19 protein-coding genes are annotated in these 22,207 nt (G+C 72.9%); 10 read left to right on the plus strand and 9 right to left on the minus strand.

Translation table 11 applies throughout. The features are described 5' to 3' along the window. Positions 1 to 54: 54 nt before the first annotated feature. Positions 55 to 1,065 (minus strand): aldo/keto reductase, encoded by a 1,011-nt coding sequence (locus AB0E91_RS00520; RefSeq protein WP_361772944.1) that lies wholly within the window; start codon positions 1,063 to 1,065, stop codon positions 55 to 57. Between the two features lie 166 nt (positions 1,066 to 1,231). On the opposite strand from AB0E91_RS00520, the gene AB0E91_RS00525 reads away from it, so the two are divergent. Continuing rightward, positions 1,232 to 2,248: a LysR substrate-binding domain-containing protein gene (locus tag AB0E91_RS00525; RefSeq protein ID WP_361772947.1), complete on the plus strand. Its 1,017-nt coding sequence runs from the start codon at positions 1,232 to 1,234 to the stop codon at positions 2,246 to 2,248. A gap of 15 nt (positions 2,249 to 2,263) precedes the next feature. On the opposite strand, the gene AB0E91_RS00530 is transcribed toward AB0E91_RS00525, so the two are convergent. Continuing rightward, a complete protein-coding gene (locus AB0E91_RS00530; RefSeq protein WP_361772950.1) occupies positions 2,264 to 3,445 on the minus strand; it encodes a hypothetical protein in 1,182 nt (393 codons plus the stop codon). Between the two features lie 153 nt (positions 3,446 to 3,598). Between AB0E91_RS00530 and AB0E91_RS00535 the strand changes: the two genes are divergently transcribed. Beyond that, complete coding sequence (locus AB0E91_RS00535) at positions 3,599 to 3,775, plus strand: hypothetical protein (protein WP_361772953.1); 177 nt, start codon at positions 3,599 to 3,601, stop codon at positions 3,773 to 3,775. A 21-nt stretch (positions 3,776 to 3,796) separates the two neighbouring features. On the opposite strand, the gene AB0E91_RS00540 is transcribed toward AB0E91_RS00535, so the two are convergent. The 5 genes from AB0E91_RS00540 to AB0E91_RS00560 all read right to left on the minus strand — a co-directional run bounded on the left by AB0E91_RS00540 (position 3,797) and on the right by AB0E91_RS00560 (position 10,147). Further along, the gene (locus AB0E91_RS00540) at positions 3,797 to 4,993 is read right to left on the minus strand and encodes a histidine kinase (protein WP_361772956.1); all 1,197 of its coding nucleotides are present in this window, start codon (positions 4,991 to 4,993) and stop codon (positions 3,797 to 3,799) included. Positions 4,994 to 5,030: 37 nt separating this feature from the next. Continuing rightward, positions 5,031 to 6,770 carry a cation acetate symporter gene (locus AB0E91_RS00545; RefSeq protein ID WP_361772959.1) on the minus strand — a complete coding sequence of 580 codons (1,740 nt, stop codon included), beginning with the start codon at positions 6,768 to 6,770 and terminating at the stop codon, positions 5,031 to 5,033. Beyond that, a complete protein-coding gene (locus AB0E91_RS00550; protein ID WP_361772962.1) occupies positions 6,767 to 7,003 on the minus strand; it encodes a hypothetical protein in 237 nt (78 codons plus the stop codon). Before AB0E91_RS00550 ends, AB0E91_RS00545 begins: the two co-directional genes overlap by 4 nt. Positions 7,004 to 7,220: 217 nt before the next feature. Then, positions 7,221 to 8,075, minus strand: a complete 855-nt coding sequence (locus tag AB0E91_RS00555) for a LytTR family DNA-binding domain-containing protein (RefSeq protein WP_361772965.1) — start codon at positions 8,073 to 8,075, stop codon at positions 7,221 to 7,223. A gap of 173 nt (positions 8,076 to 8,248) precedes the next feature. After that, positions 8,249 to 10,147, minus strand: a complete 1,899-nt coding sequence (locus AB0E91_RS00560) for an ABC transporter ATP-binding protein (protein WP_361775050.1) — start codon at positions 10,145 to 10,147, stop codon at positions 8,249 to 8,251. Positions 10,148 to 10,398: 251 nt separating this feature from the next. Between AB0E91_RS00560 and AB0E91_RS00565 the strand changes: the two genes are divergently transcribed. The 3 genes from AB0E91_RS00565 to AB0E91_RS00575 all read left to right on the plus strand — a co-directional run bounded on the left by AB0E91_RS00565 (position 10,399) and on the right by AB0E91_RS00575 (position 13,678). After that, positions 10,399 to 11,376 (plus strand): lysylphosphatidylglycerol synthase domain-containing protein, encoded by a 978-nt coding sequence (locus AB0E91_RS00565; protein ID WP_361775053.1) that lies wholly within the window; start codon positions 10,399 to 10,401, stop codon positions 11,374 to 11,376. Positions 11,377 to 11,598: 222 nt separating this feature from the next. Continuing rightward, the gene (locus AB0E91_RS00570; RefSeq protein ID WP_361772968.1) at positions 11,599 to 12,363 is read left to right on the plus strand and encodes a crotonase/enoyl-CoA hydratase family protein; all 765 of its coding nucleotides are present in this window, start codon (positions 11,599 to 11,601) and stop codon (positions 12,361 to 12,363) included. A gap of 220 nt (positions 12,364 to 12,583) precedes the next feature. After that, positions 12,584 to 13,678 (plus strand): mechanosensitive ion channel family protein, encoded by a 1,095-nt coding sequence (locus AB0E91_RS00575; RefSeq protein WP_361775056.1) that lies wholly within the window; start codon positions 12,584 to 12,586, stop codon positions 13,676 to 13,678. Positions 13,679 to 13,755: 77 nt separating this feature from the next. On the opposite strand, the gene AB0E91_RS00580 is transcribed toward AB0E91_RS00575, so the two are convergent. Next, positions 13,756 to 14,412 carry an HD domain-containing protein gene (locus tag AB0E91_RS00580; RefSeq protein WP_361772971.1) on the minus strand — a complete coding sequence of 219 codons (657 nt, stop codon included), beginning with the start codon at positions 14,410 to 14,412 and terminating at the stop codon, positions 13,756 to 13,758. Between the two features lie 59 nt (positions 14,413 to 14,471). Here AB0E91_RS00580 and AB0E91_RS00585 point away from each other — a divergent pair, with 59 nt between their 5' ends. The 5 genes from AB0E91_RS00585 to AB0E91_RS00605 all read left to right on the plus strand — a co-directional run bounded on the left by AB0E91_RS00585 (position 14,472) and on the right by AB0E91_RS00605 (position 20,761). Continuing rightward, positions 14,472 to 14,891 (plus strand): DUF4186 domain-containing protein, encoded by a 420-nt coding sequence (locus tag AB0E91_RS00585; protein ID WP_361772974.1) that lies wholly within the window; start codon positions 14,472 to 14,474, stop codon positions 14,889 to 14,891. 89 nt (positions 14,892 to 14,980) lie between these two features. Further along, positions 14,981 to 17,200: an NADP-dependent isocitrate dehydrogenase gene (locus tag AB0E91_RS00590; protein WP_361772977.1), complete on the plus strand. Its 2,220-nt coding sequence runs from the start codon at positions 14,981 to 14,983 to the stop codon at positions 17,198 to 17,200. 224 nt (positions 17,201 to 17,424) lie between these two features. Further along, on the plus strand, positions 17,425 to 18,786 hold the full coding sequence (locus AB0E91_RS00595; RefSeq protein WP_361772980.1) for a bifunctional o-acetylhomoserine/o-acetylserine sulfhydrylase: 1,362 nt from the start codon (positions 17,425 to 17,427) through the stop codon (positions 18,784 to 18,786). Beyond that, positions 18,783 to 19,967: a homoserine O-acetyltransferase gene (locus AB0E91_RS00600; protein WP_361775059.1), complete on the plus strand. Its 1,185-nt coding sequence runs from the start codon at positions 18,783 to 18,785 to the stop codon at positions 19,965 to 19,967. Before AB0E91_RS00595 ends, AB0E91_RS00600 begins: the two co-directional genes overlap by 4 nt. Next, positions 19,964 to 20,761, plus strand: a complete 798-nt coding sequence (locus AB0E91_RS00605) for an N-formylglutamate amidohydrolase (RefSeq protein ID WP_361772983.1) — start codon at positions 19,964 to 19,966, stop codon at positions 20,759 to 20,761. The genes AB0E91_RS00600 and AB0E91_RS00605 overlap by 4 nt, the downstream gene beginning before the upstream one ends. A 47-nt stretch (positions 20,762 to 20,808) precedes the next feature. On the opposite strand, the gene AB0E91_RS00610 is transcribed toward AB0E91_RS00605, so the two are convergent. Continuing rightward, positions 20,809 to 22,185 carry an NtaA/DmoA family FMN-dependent monooxygenase gene (locus AB0E91_RS00610; RefSeq protein ID WP_361772986.1) on the minus strand — a complete coding sequence of 459 codons (1,377 nt, stop codon included), beginning with the start codon at positions 22,183 to 22,185 and terminating at the stop codon, positions 20,809 to 20,811. Positions 22,186 to 22,207: the final 22 nt, after the last annotated feature.

The raw sequence follows: 22,207 nt of genomic DNA on the forward strand, positions 1-22,207 counted from the left end.
ACGGTGGGTACGGGCGCGATGCGGATCAGGCCGTGAGTACGGGCCCGGTGCGGGTCAGACCGTCGGCACCGGGGCGTCTGCGGAGATCAGCCCCTCCGCGCGCAGGTCGGACCAGAAGGCGGCCGGGACGTTCTCGCGCAGGGCGGCCGTGTCCTCGGCGATGCGGCTGGGCCGGGTGGCGCCGGGGACCACGGCGGCGGTCGCCGGGTGGGCCAGGGCGAAGCCGAGCGCGGCCGCCTTGACGCTGACGCCGTGCTTCGCGGCGAGGGCCTTGATCCGCTCGACCTTGTCGATGATCGCCTGCGGGGCCTGCTGGTACTCGAAGTGGGTGCCGCCCGCGAGGATGCCGGAGCTGTACGGACCGCCGACGACCATGTCCACGCCCTGCTCGACGGCGGCCGGGAGCAGCCGCTGGAGGGCGCGGTCGTGGTCGAGCAGGGTGTAGCGCCCGGCCAGCAGGAAGGCGTCGGGGCGGGGCTCGTCCAGGTCGAGGGTCAGCTCGATCGGCTCGACCTTGTTGACGCCGAGGCCCCACGCCTTGATGACGCCCTCGTCGCGGAGCTTCTGGAGGACACGGAAGGCGCCGGTGCGGGCGGTCTCGAAGCGGGCGAGCCACTCGTCGCCGTGGAAGTCCTGGGCGATGTCGTGCACCCAGACGATGTCGAGGTGGTCGGTGCGCAGCCGCTTCAGGCTGTCCTCGATGGAGCGCAGGGTGGCGTCGGCGGTGTAGTCGTCGGTCATCCGGTTGGGACGGCCGTGCTCGAAGAGGCCGCCCTTCTCGCCCAGCTCGCGCGCGGCCGGGTCCTCCACGTCGTCGTGGATCACGCGGCCGACCTTGGTGCTCAGCACGTACGCGTCACGCGGGCGGTCGGCCAGGGCCTCGCCGAGGCGCAGCTCGGAGAGCCCGGCGCCGTAGAAGGGGGCGGTGTCGAAGTAGCGGATGCCGTGGTCCCAGGCGGCGGCGACGGTGGCCGCGGCCTCCTCGTCGGGGATGGCGCGGAACATGTTGCCCAGCGGGGCGGTGCCGAAGCCGAGCCGGCCGGGGAGGAGAGACTTGATACCCATGAGTAGCATCGATCCTTTTCGCGTGGGTCTGGCAGCTTTCATCCCGCGTTACGGAGATTTTCGCCGTTCTCGCGGGTTCTGCCGTTCTTGCTCTGTCGAGGTTAGGATCGATGCTTGAGACTGTCCAAGACTTGCTTGGACACACTTGAGTCCCCCGAGGTCTTACATGCTCGATCTGCGCCAGCTCCGGTACTTCGTGACCGTCGCGGAGACGGAACACGTCGGCCGCGCCGCCGAACGCCTGCACATCTCCCAGTCACCGCTCAGCCGGCAGATCGCCCAGCTGGAGAAGACCCTCGGCCTGACCCTGTTCGAGCGCAGCCAGCAGCGCATCCGGCTCACCGCCGACGGCCGGGTCTTCCTCTCCGAGGCACGGGCGCTGCTGCTGCACGCCGACCGCCTGGAGAACCTGGGCCGCAGGCTCGGACGCGGCGAGGAGGGCGGCCTGTGCATCGGGTACGCGACCGACGCCATGCACACCGGGGTCCTCCCGCGCGCGCTCCGGGAACTGCACGACGAGCGCCCGGGCATCCACGTCGCGCTCTACAACCACCCCACGGCCGAGCAGTTCGAGGGGCTGCGCCGCCGCAGTCTGGACATCGCCCTCGTGTCCGAGCCGCCCACCGGGGACGACCCCGATCTGCGCGGCGCGCTGCTCCTCGACGATCCCCTGCTCCTCGCGGTGCCGAGCGGGCACCCGGTGGCGGACCTCGCGGAGATCACGCCCGCCGATCTGGAGGGGCAGCCGTGGATCGCGGTGGAGAACAGCCTCCGCCCGGCCTGGCGGGACGAGTTCATCGCCGCGTGCGCGGCTTCCGGGTTCGCCCCCGACATCCGCCTGGAGGCCGCCGAACCGCTCACCGCGCTCGGCCTGGTGGCCTCCGGGCTCGGCCTCGCGCTGGTCCAGCGGAGCATGGTGCGCGGGGAAGCGGCCGGGGTGACGGTGCGCGAACTGCCCTGGCTGGACATGTCCGTTCGGCTGTGGGCGGTGTGGCACCGGGTCGATCTGCGGGCGGTGGTCGCGTCGTTCCGGGAGACGGTGCTCGCCGCCCGCGAGGGGGCGGGCGGCGAGAAGGGCGACACGTCCGAGACGGTCGGCAGGGCGAAGAGCACGTCCGGGACCGTCGGCAGGGCGAAGGACACGGCCGAGGCGGGCGGCGAGAAGAAGGACATGCCCGCCTGAAGCGCGCGGCCCGGCTCAGTACCGCAGCAGCGCCGCCACCCCGCCCGCCTCCGCCAGCGTGCCGTCGGGCACGAACAGCACATGGGAGTCGGCGGCGATCGCCCGGTCCACCAGCTGTTCCACGATGTCGGTGGCCACGCCGATGGTGTGCGGCGGGGGCGTCACGTCCGGCTTGGGCTCCGGCAGGGTGACCGGCTTGGGCACCTCGGCCAGCTCAAGGACCCGGCCGTCCTCGGTGACGCGGCCCGCGAGGTAGAGCCCCTCCTCCACGATCAGCCGCTGCACCCGCTTGTCCGCGACGGCGGTCCACACCTCCAGCGGCCCGCCCGCGTACTTGCCCTGTCCCCGCGCCTCGTTCAGCTCGCCCACCGCTTCGGCGACCTGCCTGGCACGGAACTCGTCGAGCACGGGCTCCAGGCGCTTCATCAGGTCCTGCGGGCGGTCCTTGTCCATGCCGGTGAGCTGGAGCGTGCCCGCGACCGCGTTGCCGTGCGTGGTCACGTCGCGGAACGCGGAGAGGATCTTGTCGCCGCCGATGACGAACAGCGGCACGTCCCGGTGCTCCTCCAGCGCCTCGCCCAGCTTGCGGTCCACCCGGCGCAGATACTGCTCGACCCGCTCCCGGTGTCCCTCGTAGGGCGCGGAGTGCGGGATCGCGCCGGGGAGCGCGTCCTCGGGCGAGGGGATCTCCGGCGGACAGGGGAAGCCGTGGTGCTCGACCTGCGTCAGGCGCCGGACCGCTCCGTGGTAGAGGCGGCACATCTCCTGGTCGAGGACCAGGACGAGGAAGGGCCGGGAGCGCTGTTCGGCCGCGTCCAGATAGCGCGTCAGGAACGACTCCGCGAACTCGACGCGCGGCTGCACGGGCGCGAGGGAGGTCATCTGCCAGACCTGGACCGGCTCGTCGGCGGCCAGGTAGACGACCATGGCGTCGTCCGGGTGGAAGGGGTCGGCGACGCGCTCGATCACCGCGGGCTCCAGCAGGTGGTCCCGCAGCTCAAGGCGCGTGTCCCGCGCCACCTCGGGGTCGTCCGCGAGGCGGCGCTTGGCCTCGGTCACCAGGTCGCGCAGGAGGATGCGGTCCTTCTCGCTGAAGGGGAAGTCCGGATCGGTCGGCATCACCATCGTGATGGCGGGGTACGCACGGCGCTCGCTCAGAGCGGCACGGATCTCGGGAGTCAGCTCAGAGGTATGCACCAAGTCAGCGTCGCACCGAGCCTTCGGACCCGCACCTCGAAACCCGCCCCTGCCCGCGACCACCCGAACGGCCGCCCGCTCGCCACCCGTACGGGTGCGGCGTACCGTGAATCTAACGAAATTCCGGGTGCCGTCACCCCGAGGAGCCGAGTCATGCGTAAGAACTCTCCGGTCAAGGGACATCACGGCCTCGGCGCGCGCGGCCAGGGCAAGCTGCTCTACTACCACACGCAGATCCCCGAGGCTGCCGCCAAGCAGGCGAAGGGTCAGCCGCACGACAGCCACCACCAGCAGCAGGAGCGCCGCCGCTCCGACGGCCGCTGGACCTGACCCGTCCGCCGCACCGGGCCCTCACGTCCGGCGCGGCGCCGGGCGGAACTTGGGAACCCGTACGGTGATCTTCGTACCGGCGCCGACGCCGGTCTCGACGACCAGGCCGTACGGGTCTCCGTACACCTGGCGCAGTCTGCGGTCCACGTTGCTCAGGCCGATGCCGGTGGCCGGTCCCGCCGTGCCGCGCAGGACGGCGCGGGCCCGCTCGGGTTCCATGCCGACGCCGTCGTCCTCGATGACGACGCGGGCCTCGGTGCCCTCGTCCTCCGCGATGATCGTGATGCGGGCGCGCTCGGCGGACTCGGCGAGGCCGTGCTTGAGCGCGTTCTCCACCAGCGGCTGGAGGCACAGGAACGGCAGGGTGACCGGCAGCACCTCCGGGGCGATGCGCAGGGTCACCGCGAGCCGGCGGCCGAAGCGGGCCCGGGCCAGCTCCAGATACTGCTCGATGGAGCGCAACTCCTCGGCGAGCGTGGTGAAGTCGCCGTCCCTGCGGAACGAGTAGCGCGTGAAGTCCGCGAATTCCAGGAGGAGTTCCCGGGCGCGCTCAGGGTCGGTGCGGACGAACGAGGCGATGCTCGCGAGCGAGTTGTAGATGAAGTGCGGGGAGATCTGGGCGCGCAGGGCGCGGATCTCGGCCTCGATGGCGCTGGAGCGGGCCCGGTCCAGGTCGACCAGTTCGAGCTGCACCGACACCCAGCGGGCGACCTCCCGCGCCGCGCGTACCGGGACGGCGTCCTCGCGGCCGGCGAAGGCGGCGAGTACGCCGGTGACCCGGCCGTCGACGGTCAGCGGGACGAGGACGCCCCGGCGCACGGGGCAGCCGCCGTGCGCGCAGGACAGTTCGACGCTCTGTTCACGGCCGGTGCGTACGACCTGCGCGAGCAGCATCGCCGTCGCCTCGCGGTGGTGGTCGCCCGCGCCGTCCCAGGCGAGCACGGTGCCCTCGTCGGCGAGGGCGAGCGCGACGGTGCCGAGCAGCGGGCGCAGCCGCCGGGCGGCCTTGCGGGCGGTGTCCGGGGTGAGCCCGGCGCGCAGGGGCGGCGCGGCGAGCGAGGCGGTGTGCAGGGTGTGGAAGGTGGCCTGTTCGACGGGGGTGCCGGGACCGGCCGGGTTCGCCTGCTGGCGGCGGACGGCGACATGGCCGAGGGCGGCGCCGAGGACGAACAGCGCGAGTCCGGCGACGGCGAGCAGCAGCACGCCGAGCGCGCTCATGAGGGCCTCCGGGGCGAGGTCGGTGCGATCACTGGTGTCACCCGCCCGCGCCGGACGTCCCGGGCAGGCCGGAGTTCTCCGGCAGATGGAGGCGGGCCATGGTGGCGGCGGTGCCGGGCGGCACCCGGTCGCGGGTGGCCAGGGAGATCAGCACCATCGCGGCGAACCCGACGGGCACCGACCAGACGGCGGGCCAGGCGAGCAGGGTGTGCGGCCAGCCGGAGCGGGCGCCCCCGGCGATGGTCGCGGTGACGGCGGTGAGCGCCGAGCCGCCGCCGAGGAGCAGTCCGGCGATCGCGCCGGGCGGGGTGAGGCCGCGCCACCAGATGCCGAGCACCAGCAGCGGACAGAAGGAGGACGCGGACACGGCGAAGGCAAGGCCCACCGCGTCGGCCACCGGCAGTTCCCCGACGAAGGCACCGGCCGCGGCGGGCACGGCGATGGCGGGGACGACGGCCGCCCTGAAGTGCCTGAGCCCCAGGGCGGGGAGCACGTCCTGCGCGAGCACCCCGGCCACCGACATGGTGAGTCCGGAGGCCGTGGAGAGGAAGGCCGCGCAGGCGCCGCCCGCGAGCAGCGCGCCGAGCAGATCGCCGCCCACCCCGCCGATCAGCCGCTGGGGCAGCACGAGCACCGCGAGGTCGGTGTCGCCGGTGAGCAGCAGGTCGGGGGCGTAGAGCCGGGCGAGCGCACCGTAGAGCGGCATCGGGAGGTAGAAGGCGCCGAGCGCGCCGAGGACGATCAGGGTGGTGCGGCGGGCCGCGCGGCCGTCGGGGTTGGTGTAGAAGCGCACGACGACGTGGGGCAGGCCCATGGTGCCGAGGAAGGTGGCGAGGATCAGTCCGTAGGTGGCGTAGAGGCCGTGCTGTTCGCGGTGCGGGGACTGCGGTTGCGCCCAGCTCGACGGGGCGGCCCCGGCGGTTCCCCCGTCGGGCAGCGGAACGGGGGCGCCCGCCGGGAAACGCAGGTTCGTGTGCGCGCCGATCCGGTGGCGGCCCTCGGTGAGCCGGAGCGTGCCGCCCTTCGGGGTGCGGCCGTCCACGGTCCCGGAGACGCCGGTGACGCGGACCGGCTCGCGCACCGTCACGGTCAGCGCGTGGTCCACGCGGACCTCGGTGGAGCGGTGGAAGACCGGACGGTCGTCCCACACCGGCGCCGGGGCGTGGTCGGAGCGCCAGGCGAGCAGCAGGAACACCACCGGCACCAGCAGGGCGGTGAGTTTCAGCCAGTACTGGAATGCCTGCACGAAGGTGATGCTCCGCATCCCCCCGGCGGCCACCGCGGCCGTCACCACGGCGGCGACGACCAGCCCGCCGAGCCAGCCGGGCGCCCCGGTGAGCAGCCGCAACGTCAGCCCCGCGCCCCGCAGTTGGGGCAGCAGATAGAGCCAGCCGATGCCGACGACGAGGACTCCGGCGATCCGGCGCACGGCCCGCGACTCGAGCCGTGCCTCGGCGAAGTCGGGCAGCGTGTACGCCCCGGAGCGGCGCAACGGAGCGGCGACGTAGGCCAGCAGGACGAGGAACCCGGCCGTGTAGCCGATCGGGAACCAGAGCATGTCCACGCCCTGCGCGAGGACCAGTCCGGCGATGCCGAGGAAGGACGCGGCGGAGAGGTACTCACCGCTCACCGCGAAGGCGTTGAGCCGTGGGGCGACGGTGCGCGAGGCGACGTAGAAGTCCGAGGTGGTCCGCGAGATGCGCAGGCCCAGCGCGCCGACGAGAGCCGTGGCGAGCACCACGGCCGACACCCCGGCGATTCCGTACGTCTGGTTCAACGCCCGGTCACGTCGCCCTCGTTGCGCTCGGCACGGCGGACGTACCAGGCGCCGATGCCGAGCAGGGCGGGGTACGGCGCGACACCGAGGGCGAGCCATACGGCGAGGGGGACGTCCGCACTGTCCGCGGCGGGCAGGAGGCGGAAGAGGACGGGGAGCAGGCCGAGGAAGAGAGCGAGCAGGGCGGTGACGGTGAGCGCGGCACGTATCTGACGACGTATCAACATACGCACGGCGGGGCGGTTTTCGACGACACGCGTGGGCTCCGAAGCGGCGCGCGTCATCGCCTTGCCCGTGATCACCTCACGGCGCGGCGGGACGGGCTCCGCACCCATGACGCACCCCCGAGGCCCCGGTGATCGGCTAGTTGCGGCGAGTGTACGCAGCACGTCAGCGGCGGGGTAGCCACCTGACGCGGTTCGGCACACGGTCGCCACAGGCGGCGCCGGGTCAGCGGGGGCGGTCGGCCGCGCGGGTGGCGCGGCGGGCCAGCAGGTCGCGCAGTTCGCGGGCGTTGCGGCGACTGACGGCGAGGACGCGGTCACCGACGCGGACGGTCAGATTCCCGCCGTCCAGCCGCAGTTCCTCGATGCGGCCGAGGGCCACGAGGTGGCTGCGGTGGATGCGCACGAACCCGTGCGGGCGCCACTGCTCCTCCAGGGTGGACAGCGGAATGCGGACGAGGTGGCTGCCGTACGGGGTGTGCAGCCGGGCGTAGTCGCCCTGCGCCTCGGCATGGACGATATCGGCGACGGGCACGAACCGGGTCACCCCGCCCAGTTCCACGGGGACTTGATCGGAGCCGCCGCCCGACGGCGCTGCGGGCACGGCCGGCCGCGGGCCCTGTCCGGCGCGGGTCAGCTCGGCCACCCGGCGGACCGCCTCCGCGAACCGCTCGGCGCGCAGCGGCTTGAGAAGGTAGTCGACGGCCTTGAGGTCGAAGGCGCGCAGCGCGAAGTCCTCGTGCGCGGTGACGAAGACGATGAGCGGCGGGGCCGCGAACCCGCCCAGCAGCCGGGCGAGTTCGAGTCCGCTGAGGCCCGGCATGTGGATGTCGAGGAAGACGACGTCGATCGCGCCGGTGCCCTCGGGCCCGGCCTCGACGGCCCGGCCGAGCAGGCGCAGCGCCTCGGTGGCGTCGAGGGCGGGCAGGACGTCGCCGACGCGCGGGTCCTCGCCGAGGAGATACAGCAGCTCTTCGAGGGCGGGTTCCTCGTCGTCCACGGCGAGGACGCGCAACGGGGCTGTGTGCGCCGCGAGTTGGGCGGTGGGGTCGGTCTGCCGCGCCCGTTCCGTGGAGCTCATCACCGTTGCTCTCTCCCCCGACGCGCCCGGTGCACCGGGCCTTGCCCGAGGAATGGTGGTCCACTGCGACCGCCGCCGTCGAGACCTGCGACGGCGGCGGTCGTACGGGACGGCCCACGGGCCGGGCTGGACGGCCCACGGGTCGTATGGGACGTACGGGACGGTCCCGCCCGTCAGGCCACCGCCTCCTCCATCCCGTCCCGGCCGTCCCGCCCGTCCCGCCGCGCCGCGAACTGCGTCCGGTACAGCTCGGCGTAACGGCCGTCCGCCGCGAGCAGCTCCTCGTGCGTCCCCCGTTCCACGATCCGTCCCGACTCCACCACCAGGATCTGGTCGGCGGCCCGCACGGTGGAGAGCCGGTGGGCGATCACCACGGCGGTGCGGTCCCGCAGGGCCTCGGTCAGGGCCTCCTGGACGGCCGCCTCGGCGGTGTTGTCCAGATGTGCGGTGGCCTCGTCGAGGATGACGACGCGCTGACGGGCGAGCAGCAGCCGGGCGATGGTCAGGCGCTGGCGTTCGCCGCCGGAGAGTCGGTAGCCGCGTTCACCGACCACGGTGTCCAGGCCGTCGGGCAGCGAGCGTACGACCTCGGCGAGGCGGGCCCGGCCGAGCGCGTCCCACAGGTCGGCGTCGGTGGCGTCCGGGGCCGCGAGGAGCAGGTTGGCGCGGACGGTGTCGTGGAAGAGGTGGCCGTCCTGGGTGACCATGCCGACGGTGGCCCGCAGCGAGGCGCCGGTCAGGTCGCGCACGTCGGTGCCGCCGACACGCACGGCCCCGGCGTCCACGTCGTACAGCCGCGGCAGCAGTTGGGCGATGGTGGACTTGCCCGCGCCGGAGGAGCCGACGAGGGCGACCGTCTCGCCGGGTGCGGCGCGGAAGGAGATGCCGTGCAGGACCTCGGCGCCGCCCCGCCGGTCGAGCGCGGCGACCTCCTCCAGGGAGGCGAGGGAGACCTGGTCGGCGGCCGGGTAGCCGAAGCTCACGTCCTCGAACTCGACCGCGACCGGGCCCTCGGGCACCGGTGCCGCGTCCGGCTTCTCGGTGATGAGGGGCTTCAGGTCGAGCACCTCGAAGACCCGCTCGAAGCTGACCAGCGCGCTCATCACCTCGACGCGGGCTCCGGCGAGCGCGGTCAGCGGGGCGTAGAGCCGGGTGATCAGCAGGGCGAGGGAGACGACGGCGCCCGCCTCCAGGGTGCCGTGCAGCGCGAACCAGCCGCCGAGCCCGTAGACCAGCGCGAGGGCCAGGGCGGAGACGAGGGTGAGGGCGGTGATGAACACCGACTGCGCGGTGGCGGTGCGCACCCCGATGTCGCGGACCCGGCGGGCGCGCGCCGCGAACTGCGCCGACTCCTCCTCCGGCCGGCCGAACAGCTTCACCAGCGTGGCGCCGGGTGCCGAGAAGCGCTCGGTCATGCGGGTGCCCATGGCCGCGTTGAGCGTCGCGGCCTCGCGCTGCATCAGGGCCATGCGGCGGCCCATGCGGCGGGCGGGCAGCACGAACACCGGGAGCAGGGCGAGGGCGAGCAGGGTGATCTGCCAGGACAGGCCGAGCATGACCGCGAGGGTGAGCAGCAGGGTGACCAGGTTGGTGACCACGCCGGACAGGGTGCCGGCGAAGGCGCGCTGGGCGCCGATCACGTCGTTGTTGAGTCGGCTGACGAGCGCTCCCGTACGCGTACGTGTGAAGAAGGCGACGGGCATCCGCTGCACATGATCGAAGACAGCGGTGCGCAGATCGAGGATGAGGCCCTCCCCCAGGGTCGCCGACAGCCGTCGGACCAGGATGCCGAGTCCGGCCTCCGCGACGGCGACGAGTGCGATCAGCAGGGCGAGCCGTACCACCGTGCCCGAGTCGTGGCCCGCCACGATGGCGTCGACGACCCGCCCGGCGAGCACCGGCGTGGCCACCGCGAGCAGCGCGGAGCCGATCCCGAGCAGCACGAAGCGGGCGATGCCCGCGCGGTGCGGGCGGGCGAAGGCGGCGATGCGGCGCAGTGTGGCGCGGGCGAGGGGGCGGTGCTCCTGGGCGTTCAGCACGCTGTGGAGCTGTGTCCACGCGGTGGTCTCCATGCTCATGAACAACACCGTAGAACCTCAAGTTTTATTGAGGTCAAAGTTCGCGTCTTCCCACCCGTTCCACCGTCCCCGTGCCACTCCCCATGCCACTCCCCACGAAGCTCCCGCGAAGGCTGCCCCCCATGACCGCTCCCGTGACCGCACCCGTCACCGCTCCCGCTCCCGCCCGTCCGCTGCCCGACCGCCGGCCGCCGTCCGCCCCGCCGACACCCGCCGTTGGGACACCGGGGGAAGGCTCCCCGGGTGTGACGGCGCTGACCTCTCCTCCCCCGCGGCCGCTGCGGCGCGTCCGTGTCCACGTCCTCGTCCGCCGCGTGCTGTGTCTCGTGCCGCTCGTGCTGGTCGCCGTGGTCGCGGTGCGACACCGCTCGGTGCTGGCCGAGGGGTTCGGGCAGGTGCGCACCGCGTCCTGGCCGTGGCTGCTGGTGGCGGGCGCGGCGACCTGTCTGACCTGGGTCGCGGCCGCGTGCACCCGGCAGGGCGCGGTGCTGCGGCCACTGCCGAAGCGGCGGCTGCTCGCGACCCAGTTCGCGGCGGGCGCGGCCAACCATCTGCTGCCGACCGGGCTCGGCGCGAGCGCGGTGAACCTGCGCTTCATGACCGTGTGCGGGGTGCCGCTCGCCCGCTCCTCGGCCGCGCTCGCGCTGTATCTGCTGGCGGAGAGCGTGGGGCGGCTCGGTCTGCTGGCCGCGCTCCTGATCGCGTTCCCGGACGCGCTGCGCCTGCGTCCCGTCCTGCCCGACGGCTCGGCCCTGCCCCTGCTGCTGGCCGGTGCGGCCCTGGCGACGGCGGCGGGTGCCGCCCTGTTCCTGGTACGGCGGCTGCGCTCGGCCGTCGCCCGGTTCCTGCGGGAGGCCCTCGGCGAGGCACGCTCGGTGCACCGGCGCCCGGCGCGGGCGCTGGCCCTGTGGGGCGGCGCGCTGGCCTTCCCCGCGCTCCAGGCGGCCGGGCTTGTGGCAGTGGGCCGTGCGCTGGACCTGCCGGTCGCGGCCCCGCACGCGGCCCTGGCCTATCTCGCCGCGACCACGGCGGTGGCCCTCGTGCCCACCCCGGGCGGCATCGGCTCGGTGGAGGCCGCTCTGGTGGTGGCCCTGGTCGCGGCGGGCGGCCCGGCGGCCCTGGCGACGGCGGTGGTCCTGGCCTACCGCATGATCACCGTGTGGCTCCCCCTGGTGCCGGGCGCGCTGACGCTGGGGGCGCTGGTGCGGCTGCGGGTGATCTGACCCGGGGGCCCAGGGTCGCGGGCCGCGCGCGATCCGACCTGGCAGGGGGCCGCAAGTCGTGGGCCGCGCGCGATCCGACCCGGGAGGCAGCAGATCGCGGGCCGCGCGTGATCCGACCCGGGAGGCAGCAGATCGCGGGCCGCGCGTGATCCAAAACGCTCCGCGCCGCCCCCGGCGTGCGGCACAGTGGCCCTCCCGGTCCCCGCGAGGAGGAGAACAGCCATGTCGGTCCGTGTGGAGCGCAAGGGGTTCGTCACCACCGTCGTCCTGTCCCGGCCCGGGGCCCGCAACGCCGTGGACGGGCCGACGGCCGCCGAACTGGCCGACGCCTTCCGGGCGTTCGAGGCGGACGACGGCGCGCGGGTGGCGGTGCTGTGGGGGGAGGGCGGCACGTTCTGCGCGGGCGCGGACCTCAAGGGGATCGGCACGCCGCGCGGCAACCGGGTCGAGGAGGACGGGGACGGGCCGATGGGCCCGACCCGGCTGCGGTTGTCCAAGCCGGTCGTCGCGGCCGTCGCCGGGCACGCCGTGGCGGGCGGGCTGGAGCTGGCGCTGTGGTGCGATCTCCGGGTCGCCGAGGAGGACGCGGTGTTCGGGGTGTTCTGCCGCCGCTGGGGCGTGCCACTGATCGACGGCGGCACGGTACGGCTGCCCCGGCTGATCGGCACCGGACGGGCGCTGGACATGATCCTGACCGGGCGCCCGGTGGAGGCCGCCGAGGCGCACGCGATCGGCCTTGCGGACCGCGTCGTACCGAGGGGTCGGGCCCGTGCGGCTGCCGAGGAGTTGGCCGCCGTCATCGCCCGTTTCCCGCAGGACTGTCTGCGTGCCGACCGGGCCTCGGTGCTCGACCAGGAGGGACGCCCGGAGGAGGCGGCGATGCGGGCCGAACTGCTCGGCGGGCGGGACGTGTTGGGCGAGGCGCTGCACGGGGCGCGGCGGTTCGCGGAGGGTGCCGGACGGCACGGTGCGTACACCGACCTCTGAGCGGTGGCGAGTTACCCCGGGTAAGTGATCATGCTCCGCCCTCCCGGTGCGGAACGCCCTCCGGGATACGGCAGGATGACGGGCGAACGCGCCCGCCGGTGAACGGCGTGCGGCGCGCCACGGCACATCCCGGACTTCGAGCAGGTGACAACGTGACGAGACTTCACTTCAGGCTCCACGCGGCCGTGTCGGCCCTGGGAGGCGGCCGGTGAACCATGTGCTGACCCGTGACGCGACGCTGGACGACCTCGTACTCGCCGGGATCGCCCTGGCGGCCGGTGTGGTGCTGGCCTTCCTGTCCCGTACCGTCCTGCGCTGGCTCGCCAAGCACGCCAAGCGGACCAAGTGGAGCGGCGACGACGTCATCGTGGACGCGCTGCGCACGGTGGTGCCGTGGGCGGCGATAGCGGGCGGCGCGGCGACGGCCGCGGCGGTGCTGCCGCTGACCAAGACCACGCAGCACAACGTGAACCAGGCCCTCGAGGTCTGGATCATCTTCGTGGTGACCCTGTCCGCGGCGCGGGTGATCGCGAACCTCGTGCACGCCGTCACCCAGTCCCGCTCGGGCGTGGCGGGTTCGGCCACGATCTTCGTCAACATCACCCGGGTCCTGGTCCTCGCCATCGGCTTCCTGGTGGTGCTCCAGACGCTCGGTATCTCCATCGCGCCCCTGCTCACCGCCCTGGGTGTCGGTGGTCTGGCCGTCGCGCTGGCCCTCCAGGACACGCTGGCCAACCTGTTCGCGGGCATCCACATCCTCGCCTCCAAGACCGTCCAGCCGGGCGACTACATCCGGCTCAGCAGCGGCGAGGAGGGCTACGTCGTCGACATCAACTGGCGTCAGACGACGGTCCGCCAGCTCTCCAACAACCTCGTGGTCATCCCCAACGGCCAACTGGCCAAGACCAACATGACCAACTTCACCCGCCCCGAGCAGCAGCTCACGATGCTGGTCCAGGTGGGCGTGGGCTACGACTCCGACCTCGAGTTCGTCGAGCGCGTGACCGCCGACGTCGTGGACGAGGTCATGACCGAGATCACCGGCGCGCTCCCCGAGCACGAGGCGGCCATCCGCTTCCACACCTTCGGCGAGTCCCGCATCGACTTCACGGTCATCCTCGGCGTCGGCGAGTTCAGCGACCAGTTCCGCATCAAGCACGAGTTCATCAAGCGCCTCCACCGCCGCTACCGCGAGGAGGGCATCTCGATCCCGGTCCCGGCCCGCACGGTGACGCTCCAGCAGGGGTCGCCTTTGATCCCGCATCAGCGGAGCGCCGCCGACGTGTCCGCCGGCCCGGCCCTGGCCGACCAGTGAGCGAGGTGGCGGCGCCCCGTCGACCGGGCGCCGCCACCGGACCGCTCAGCCACCGGACGGCTCAGCCCTCAAACCGCTCAGCCCTCGGACCGCTCACTCCGCGACCAGCCCCGCCGCTCGCCCTCGTCGATGAGGTGGCGGCCCGCCGTCCACAGTGAGGCGGAAGCCTCTCCGATCACCGCCTTGCGGGCCCGGACGTCGTCGGCGGTGACGCCGGGAGTGCGCCAGGTGCCGCCGCGGGCCATCCAGTTGAGCAGGAGCGGCTGGAGCCGGTCCATCGCCTTGGCGAACCTGGCCTCGGGAGTGGCGCGCTCCTCGAACTCGTCCCACAGGGCCCGCATCCGCCGGGCCTGGTCCTCCGGGAGCAGCCGGAAGAGTTCGTCGGCCGCGACCGCCTCCCGCTCCTGCTGGCCGACGCCCCCGGCACTGTCGTACAGCGGGGTGTCACCGGCGTAGATCTCCACGAGGTCGTGCAGCAGCACCAGTTCGACGGTGTGGCCCACGTCGATGGGCTCGTCGGAGTGCTCGGCGAGGACCGCGACCATCATCGCCAGATGCCACGAGTGCTCGGCGTCGTTCTCGCGGCGGTCCGCCGCGGCCAGGGGCGACTGGCGCAGCACGGTCTTGAGCTGGTCCACCTCCACCAGGAAGGTGAGCTGGGCCCGCAGCCGCTCCTCGATGCCATCGGGCAGGGGCGTCTTGTCCACGAGCAGGTTCCGGCGTTCATCACTCACCGGCTCATCGTGGCACGCCCCGCCACCGGCGCACACCACCGAGTTAAGCTCGAAATAGTATGACTTCTTCGCATGATTCCGACCCCGACCCCCAGCCCTTCACCCCGCCCTCCCCCGCCGCCCTGGACGCCCGGCTCGACTCGATCACCCGGCAGCCGTTCCGCGCCAAATTCCACCTCCGCGGCCGGGACCGGGCGACCGCCGAGCTGAAGGGTCCGGCCACCATCCGCTGGCACGCGTACGACCTGATCGCCAAGCGGCTCGCGCCCGCGCAGCCGTACAAGGACGGCAAGCAGACCCCGTACAAGGGGCACCCCGTCTTCGTCGCGCAGCACGCCACCGGCACCTGCTGCCGCACCTGCCTGCTGCGCTGCCACGGGATCGGGAAGGGGCGGGATCTCACGCGGGCCGAGCACGTGTACGTCGTCGAGGTGATCTGCCGCTGGATCGAGCGGGAGATGACCGGGACCGGCCGCTGAGCGGTCGCCGCCGGACCCCTGTCGAAGCGCGTGCGGTCACGAGATATCTTGATGTCGAGCAATGTTGCAGACGTGGAGCGGAGCACCCGGTGACTGACTCGACCATCATCTACACCTACACGGACGAAGCGCCGGCCCTGGCGACCCATTCGTTCCTGCCGGTGATCCAGGCGTACGCCGCTCAGGCCGGTGTGCCCGTGGACACCCGCGACATCTCTCTGGCCGGGCGCATCATCGCCGTCTTCCCGGAGTACCTGGCCGAGGACCAGCGCATCCCGGACGCGCTGGCCGAGCTCGGCGACCTGGCCAAGACCCCCTCGGCCAACATCGTCAAGCTGCCGAACGTCTCGGCGTCCATCCCGCAGCTCAAGGCCGCCGTCGCCGAGCTGCAGGCCAAGGGCTACGCCCTGCCGGACTACCCCGAGGACCCGAAGACCGACGAGGAGCGCGACGTCCGCGCCCGCTACGACAAGATCAAGGGTTCCGCCGTGAACCCGGTCCTGCGTGAGGGCAACTCCGACCGCCGCGCCCCCGCCTCGGTGAAGAACTACGCCAAGACCCACCCGCACCGCATGGGCGCCTGGACCCCCGAGTCCAGGACTAACGTCGCCACCATGGGTGAGAACGACTTCCGCTCCACCGAGAAGTCCGTGATCATCGCCGAGGACGGCACGCTCCGTATCGAGCTGGTCGCCGAGGACGGCACCACCACCGTGCTGAAGGAGTCCGTACCCGTCCTCAAGGACGAGGTCGTCGACGCCTCCGTCATGCACGTCGCCGAGCTGGAGAAGTTCCTCGCCGCGCAGGTCGCCCGCGCCAAGGAGGAGGGCGTCCTCTTCTCGGTGCACCTCAAGGCCACGATGATGAAGGTCTCCGACCCGATCATCTTCGGTCACGTGGTGCGCACGTTCTTCCCGAAGACGTTCGCGAAGTACGGCGAGACGCTCAAGGCGGCCGGCCTGTCCGCGAACGACGGCCTCGGCGGCATCCTCAAGGGCCTGGAGAGCCTGCCCGAGGGCGCCGAGATCAAGGCGTCCTTCGACGCCGAGCTGGCCGAGGGCCCGGCCCTCGCCATGGTCGACTCCGACAAGGGCATCACCAACCTGCACGTCCCCTCGGACGTCATCGTCGACGCCTCCATGCCCGCGATGATCCGCACCTCCGGCCACATGTGGGGCGCGGACGGCCAGGAGCACGACACCCTCGCGGTGATCCCGGACTCGTCCTACGCCGGTGTCTACCAGGCCGTCATCGACGACTGCCGTGCGAACGGCGCCTACGACCCGTCCACCATGGGCACGGTCCCGAACGTCGGCCTGATGGCGCAGAAGGCCGAGGAGTACGGCTCCCACGACAAGACCTTCGAGGTCCCGGTCGCGGGCACCGTCCGCGTGGTCGACGCCGCCGGCGACGTCCTCATCGAGCAGCCGGTCGCCGCGGGCGACATCTTCCGCGCCTGCCAGACCAAGGACGCCCCGATCCGCGACTGGGTCAAGCTGGCCGTCACCCGCGCCCGCGCCACCGGCGACCCGGCCGTGTTCTGGCTGGACGCCGAGCGCGCCCACGACGCCAACCTGATCGCCAAGGTCGAGCAGTACCTCCAGGACCACGACACCGAGGGCCTGGACATCCGGATCCTCGCCCCGGTCGAGGCCGCCAAGCTGTCGGTGGAGCGCATCCGCCGCGGCGAGGACACCATCTCGGTCACCGGCAACGTGCTGCGTGACTACAACACCGACCTCTTCCCGATCCTGGAGCTGGGCACCAGCGCCAAGATGCTGTCGGTCGTCCCGCTGATGGCGGGCGGCGGCCTGTTCGAGACGGGCGCGGGCGGCTCCGCCCCCAAGCACGTCCAGCAGCTCGTCAAGGAGAACTACCTGCGCTGGGACTCCCTCGGCGAGTTCTTCGCGCTCGTCCCGGCCCTGGAGCAGTACGCGGCGACCACCGGCAACACCCGCGCCAAGGTCCTCGCCGACACCCTCGACCGCGCCACGGCGACCTTCCTCGACGAGGACAAGTCCCCGACCCGTCGCGTCGGCGGCATCGACAACCGCGGCAGCCACTTCTACCTGTCCCTGTACTGGGCGCAGGAGCTGGCCAAGCAGACCGAGGACGCCGACCTGGCGAAGGCGTTCGCCCCGTTCGCCGAGGCCCTCGCGGCCGACGAGCAGAAGATCGTCGAGGAGCTGCTCGCCGTGCAGGGCTCCGCGGCCGACATCGGCGGCTACTACAAGCCGGACGCGGCCAAGGCGGACGCGGTCATGCGCCCGTCGGCCACCTGGAACGCGACGCTCGCGTCCCTGAGCTGATCCAGGCGTAGGTCCATCGTGCCCCGGCCGGGCTCTCCGGCCGGGGCACGGTCGTACCTGTCGGCAGTGCTTATCTGTCGGCGGTGCTTCTCCGGCATTGCCCCGTGTTGCGGCGCTGTGACGGACATGAAGTCCTCGTGTCACGGTTCACGCCGGACTGTCCGGCGCGAACCGCCCGTGCTTGTCTCGTCGCGAGTCCGCGCCCGACCCGCACGAGGAGCACCATGAGCCAGCCCATCGACTCGGTCACCGCAGGCCACACCCCCGACGAGACGCCCGCAGGACCCGACACCTCGGCCTGGTCCTTCGAGACCCGGCAGATCCACGCCGGGGCGGCGCCCGACCCGGCGACCGGGGCGCGGGCCACGCCGATCTACCAGACGACGTCCTTCGTCTTCGAGGACACCCGGCACGCGGCCGACCTGTTCTCGCTCGCGGAGCCCGGCAACATCTACACCCGCATCCACAACCCCACCCAGGACGTCCTGGAGCAGCGCGTGGCCGCCCTGGAGGGCGGGGTCGCCGCCGTCGCGCTGGCGTCGGGGCAGGCCGCCGAGACCCTGGCGATCCTGACCCTGGCGGGCGCGGGCGACCACCTCGTCTCCAGCACCTCGCTGTACGGCGGCACCTACAACCTCTTCCGGCACACCCTGCCGAGGCTCGGCATCGAGGTGTCGTTCGTGGACGACCCCGACGACCTGGACGCCTGGCGGGCGGCGGTCCGGCCGAACACCAAGGCCCTGTTCGCGGAGACGCTGGGCAATCCGCGCGGCAACGTGCTCGACGTACGCGGGGTCGCGGACGTGGCGCACGACGCAGGCGTGCCGCTGATCGTGGACAACACGGTGCCGACCCCCTATCTGCTCCGGCCGATCGAGCACGGCGCGGACATCGTGGTCCACTCCGCGACCAAGTTCCTCGGCGGGCACGGCACGACCATCGCGGGCGTGGTGGTGGACGGCGGAACCTTCGACTTCGGCGCGCACCCGGAGCGGTTCCCGGACTTCACCGAGCCCGACCCCAGCTACCACGGGCTGCGCTACTGGCCCGCGCTCGGACCCGGCGCCTTCGCGGTCAAGCTGCGCGTGCAGCTGCTGCGCGACCTCGGCCCGGCGCTCTCCCCGCACTCGGCGTTCCTGCTGCTCCAGGGCGTGGAGACGCTGAGCCTGCGCCTCGAACGGCACTCCGCGAACGCGCTCGCGCTGGCCGAGTGGCTGGAGAGCCGCGACGAGGTGGCCGCCGTCCACTACCCGGGTCTCGAGTCCAGCCGGTGGTACGAGGCGGGGCGGACGTACCTGCCGCGCGGCTCCGGTGCCGTCGTCTCCTTCGAGCTGCGGGACGGCGTGGAGGCGGGCAAGCGGTTCGTGGACGCGGTGGAGCTGTTCAGCCATCTCGCCAACATCGGTGACGTACGCAGCCTGATCATCCACCCCGCCTCCACCACCCACAGCCAGCTGGACGAGGAGCAGCTCGCGGCGACGGGCACCTCGCCGGGTCTGGTGCGGCTTTCGGTGGGCCTGGAGAGCGTGGCCGACCTCAAGGCGGACCTGGAGGCCGGGTTCCGCGCGGCCAAGGGCGCCTCCTGAGCACGGTCCCGGCGACGCCGGACCACGCCCTCCCGTCGGCCGCCACCGGCGCCTGGCGGGAGGGCGATCCGGCCGGACGGCGGCAGTGGTACGCGGCCAGGGCGCCGCTGCCGTTGGAGGCGGGCGGTGAACTGCCCGGCGTCCGGCTCGCGTTCGAGACCTGGGGGCGGCTCGCCCCGGACCGCTCCAACGCCGTGCTGGTGCTGCACGCGCTGACCGGGGACAGCCATGTGGCAGGCCCGGCGCAGCCCGGGCATCCCTCCCCGGGCTGGTGGGACGCGCTGGTCGGTCCCGGCCGGGCGCTGGACACCGGCCGCTGGTTCGTCGTCGCGCCGAACGTGCTCGGCGGCTGCCAGGGCAGCACCGGCCCGGCCTCCGCACGGCCCGGCACCGGGCGGCCCTGGGGCGGCGCGTTCCCGTTCCTGACCCAGCGGGACCAGGTGGCGGCGGAGACCGGCCTCGCGGACGCGCTCGGGATCGAGCGGTGGGCGCTGGTCGTCGGCGGCTCGATGGGCGGGATGCGCGCCGTGGAGTGGGCGGTGTCACACCCGGAGCGCACGGGCGCCCTGCTGCTGCTCGCCACCTCGGCGGAGGCGAGCGCGGAGCACATGGCCTGGGCCGACATCCAGCTCCGGGCCATCCGCGACGACCCGCACTGGCAGGGCGGCGACTACCACGACACCGGGCGCGGCCCGCTCGCCGGACTCGGCCTCGCCCGCCGTGTCGCCCATGTCACCTACCGCACCGAACCGGAACTCCAGGCCCGCTTCGGACGGCTCGCCCAGGGCGCGGAGGACCCCTTCCACGGCGGCCGCTACCAGGTGGCGTCCTACCTGGACCACCACGCCGACAAGCTGAACCGCCGCTTCGACGCGGCCAGTTACGTCGTGCTGACCGAGGCGATGAACGCCCACGACGTAGGTAGGGGACGGGGTGGTACGCGCGTCGCGCTCGCCCGGGTGACCGCGCCCACCCTGGTCGCCGGGGTGGACTCCGACCGGCTCTATCCCCTGGCCCAGCAGGAGCGGCTGGCCGAGCTGATCCCCTCGGCGGACCGGGTCCGGGTGGTCGAGTCGGCGTACGGGCACGACGGCTTTCTGATCGAGACGGAGCAAGTCGGCAGAATGGTGAGTGAGTTGCTCGACCGCCATCCGCCGCCCCGTTCCGGGAGTGATCCGTGACCCCACGCTCGTTCGACCCGCTGCCCGGCGCCGCCGGATCGCCCGTGCTGCTCCATGTCCCGCACGCGGCGCGGGCGATACCGGACGACGTACGCGCGGGAATCGTCCTCGACGACGCGGCGCTGGCGCGGGAGCTGGACCACATCACCGACGCCCACACCGACACCCTCGCGGAACGGGCCGCCGAACTGGCGGGGCAGCGGCCCTGGCGGTTCGTCAACCGGCTCTCCCGGCTGGTCGTGGACCCGGAGCGGTTCCCGGACGAGCGGGAGGAGATGCTCGCCGTGGGCATGGGCGCGGTGTACACCCGGACCACGCACCGGGAGCCGCTGCGCCCCGAGCCCGCCGACGCCGGCCCGCTGGTCGGGCGGTACTTCGAGCCGTACGCGGAGGCGATGACCCGGGCGGTGGCCGGGCGCCTCGCCGCCACCGGCCGGGCCGTCGTCATCGACGTGCACTCCTATCCGGCGAAGCCGCTCCCCTACGAGCTGCACCAGGACGGTCCGCGCCCCGCCGTCTGCCTCGGCACGGACCCCTTCCACACCCCGCCGGAGCTGACCGAGGCGGCCCGGGCCGCGTTCGCGCGCTGCGGCGACGTCGGCCTGGACAGCCCGTTCAGCGGGACCTACGTACCGCTCGCGCACTACGGCGTGGACCGGCGGGTGAGCGCCCTGATGGTCGAGATCCGCCGGGACACCTACATGACCGAACCGGGCGGCCCGGCCGGACCGGACCTGGAGCAACTGGCCGACGCCCTGGCGGAACTGGTGGACACGGTGGGCGGCGGCGCCTGACCTCGGTCATGGCACCGCCCACCTGGCCGCATCCCACAAGGCACCGCTCAGGACGCGGCCCGCTCCGCCCCGGCTCCCGCGTCGGGGCGGGCCAGTCCCAGGTGCTCGCGCAGGGTCGTCCCCTCGTACTCGGTGCGGAACACACCCCGCTCCTGGAGCAGCGGGACCACCCGGTCCGCGAACGGGTCGAGCCCGCCCGGGGTGATGTGCGGGACGAGGATGAAGCCGTCGGAGGCGTCCGCCTGCACGAACTCGTCGATGGTGCGGGCCACGGTGGCCGGGGAGCCCACGAAGGTCTGCCGGTTGCCGGTGTTGATCACCAGGTCGCGGATGGACCAGCCGTTGGTCTCGGCCAGCTCGCGCCACTCGCGGGCGATGGCCACCGGGTCGCGGTACATCCGCACCTGGGCCCGCCCCCGGGATATGTGCTCCTCGCTCACCACCGGGTCCACGTCGGGCAGCGGGCCCTCCGGGTCGTAGGACGACAGGTCGCGGTTCCAGACGAACTCCAGGTGCTTGAGGGCGGTGGCCCCGCTGACCTGCTGCCTGCGCACCTCGCGGGCCAGCTCGGCGGCCTCCTCGTCGGTGTCGCCGAGGACGAAGGTCGCCGCGGGCAGGATGAGCAACTGGTCCGGGGTGCGGCCGTACTTGGCGAGGCGGCCCTTGACGTCGGCGTAGAAGCGGCGACCCTCCTCCAGGGTGGCGTACCGGCTGAAGATGGCGTCGGCGTCGGAGGCGGCGAACTCGCGGCCCTCGTCGGAGTCGCCCGCCTGGAAGATGACGGGGCGGCCCTGCGGGGAGCGCGGGACGTTGAAGCGGCCGTGGATGTCGAAGTGCTGCCCCTGGTGGGTGAAGGCACCTGCCTTGGCGTCCCGGAGGAAGGCGCCGGTGGCCCGGTCGGCCAGGATCTCGTCGCCGTGCCAGGAGTCGAAGAGTTCGTTCGCGGTGGCCAGGAACTCCTTGGCGCGCGAGTAGCGCTCCTCCTGCGGCAGGAAGCCGCCCCGGCGGAAGTTCTCGCCGGTGAAGGCGTCCCAGGAGGTGACCACGTTCCAGGCGGCACGGCCCCCGGAGAGGTGGTCGAGGGAGGCGAACTGGCGGGCCACCTCGTACGGCTCGTTGAAGGTGGAGTTGATGGTGCCGGTCAGACCGAGCCGGTCGGTGACGGCGGCGAGCGCGGCGAGGACGGTGAAGGTGTCGGGGCGGCCCACCACGTCCAAGTCGTATATCTCGCCGCCCTGTTCACGCAGCCGCAGCCCTTCCGCGAGGAAGAGGAAGTCGAACTTGGCGCGTTCGGCGGTGCGGGCGAAGTGCGCGAAGGAGCTGAACTCGATGTGGCTGCCGGCCTCCGGGTCGCTCCACACGGTGGTGTTGTTGACCCCGGGAAAGTGCGCGGCGAGATGCACCTGCTTCTTGGGCTTGCTCATGGTGTCGGGTCTCCTCTCCGGC

The sequence above is a fragment of the Streptomyces sp. NPDC026659 genome, assembly GCF_040638245.1.
GTDB lineage: Bacteria > Actinomycetota > Actinomycetes > Streptomycetales > Streptomycetaceae > Streptomyces.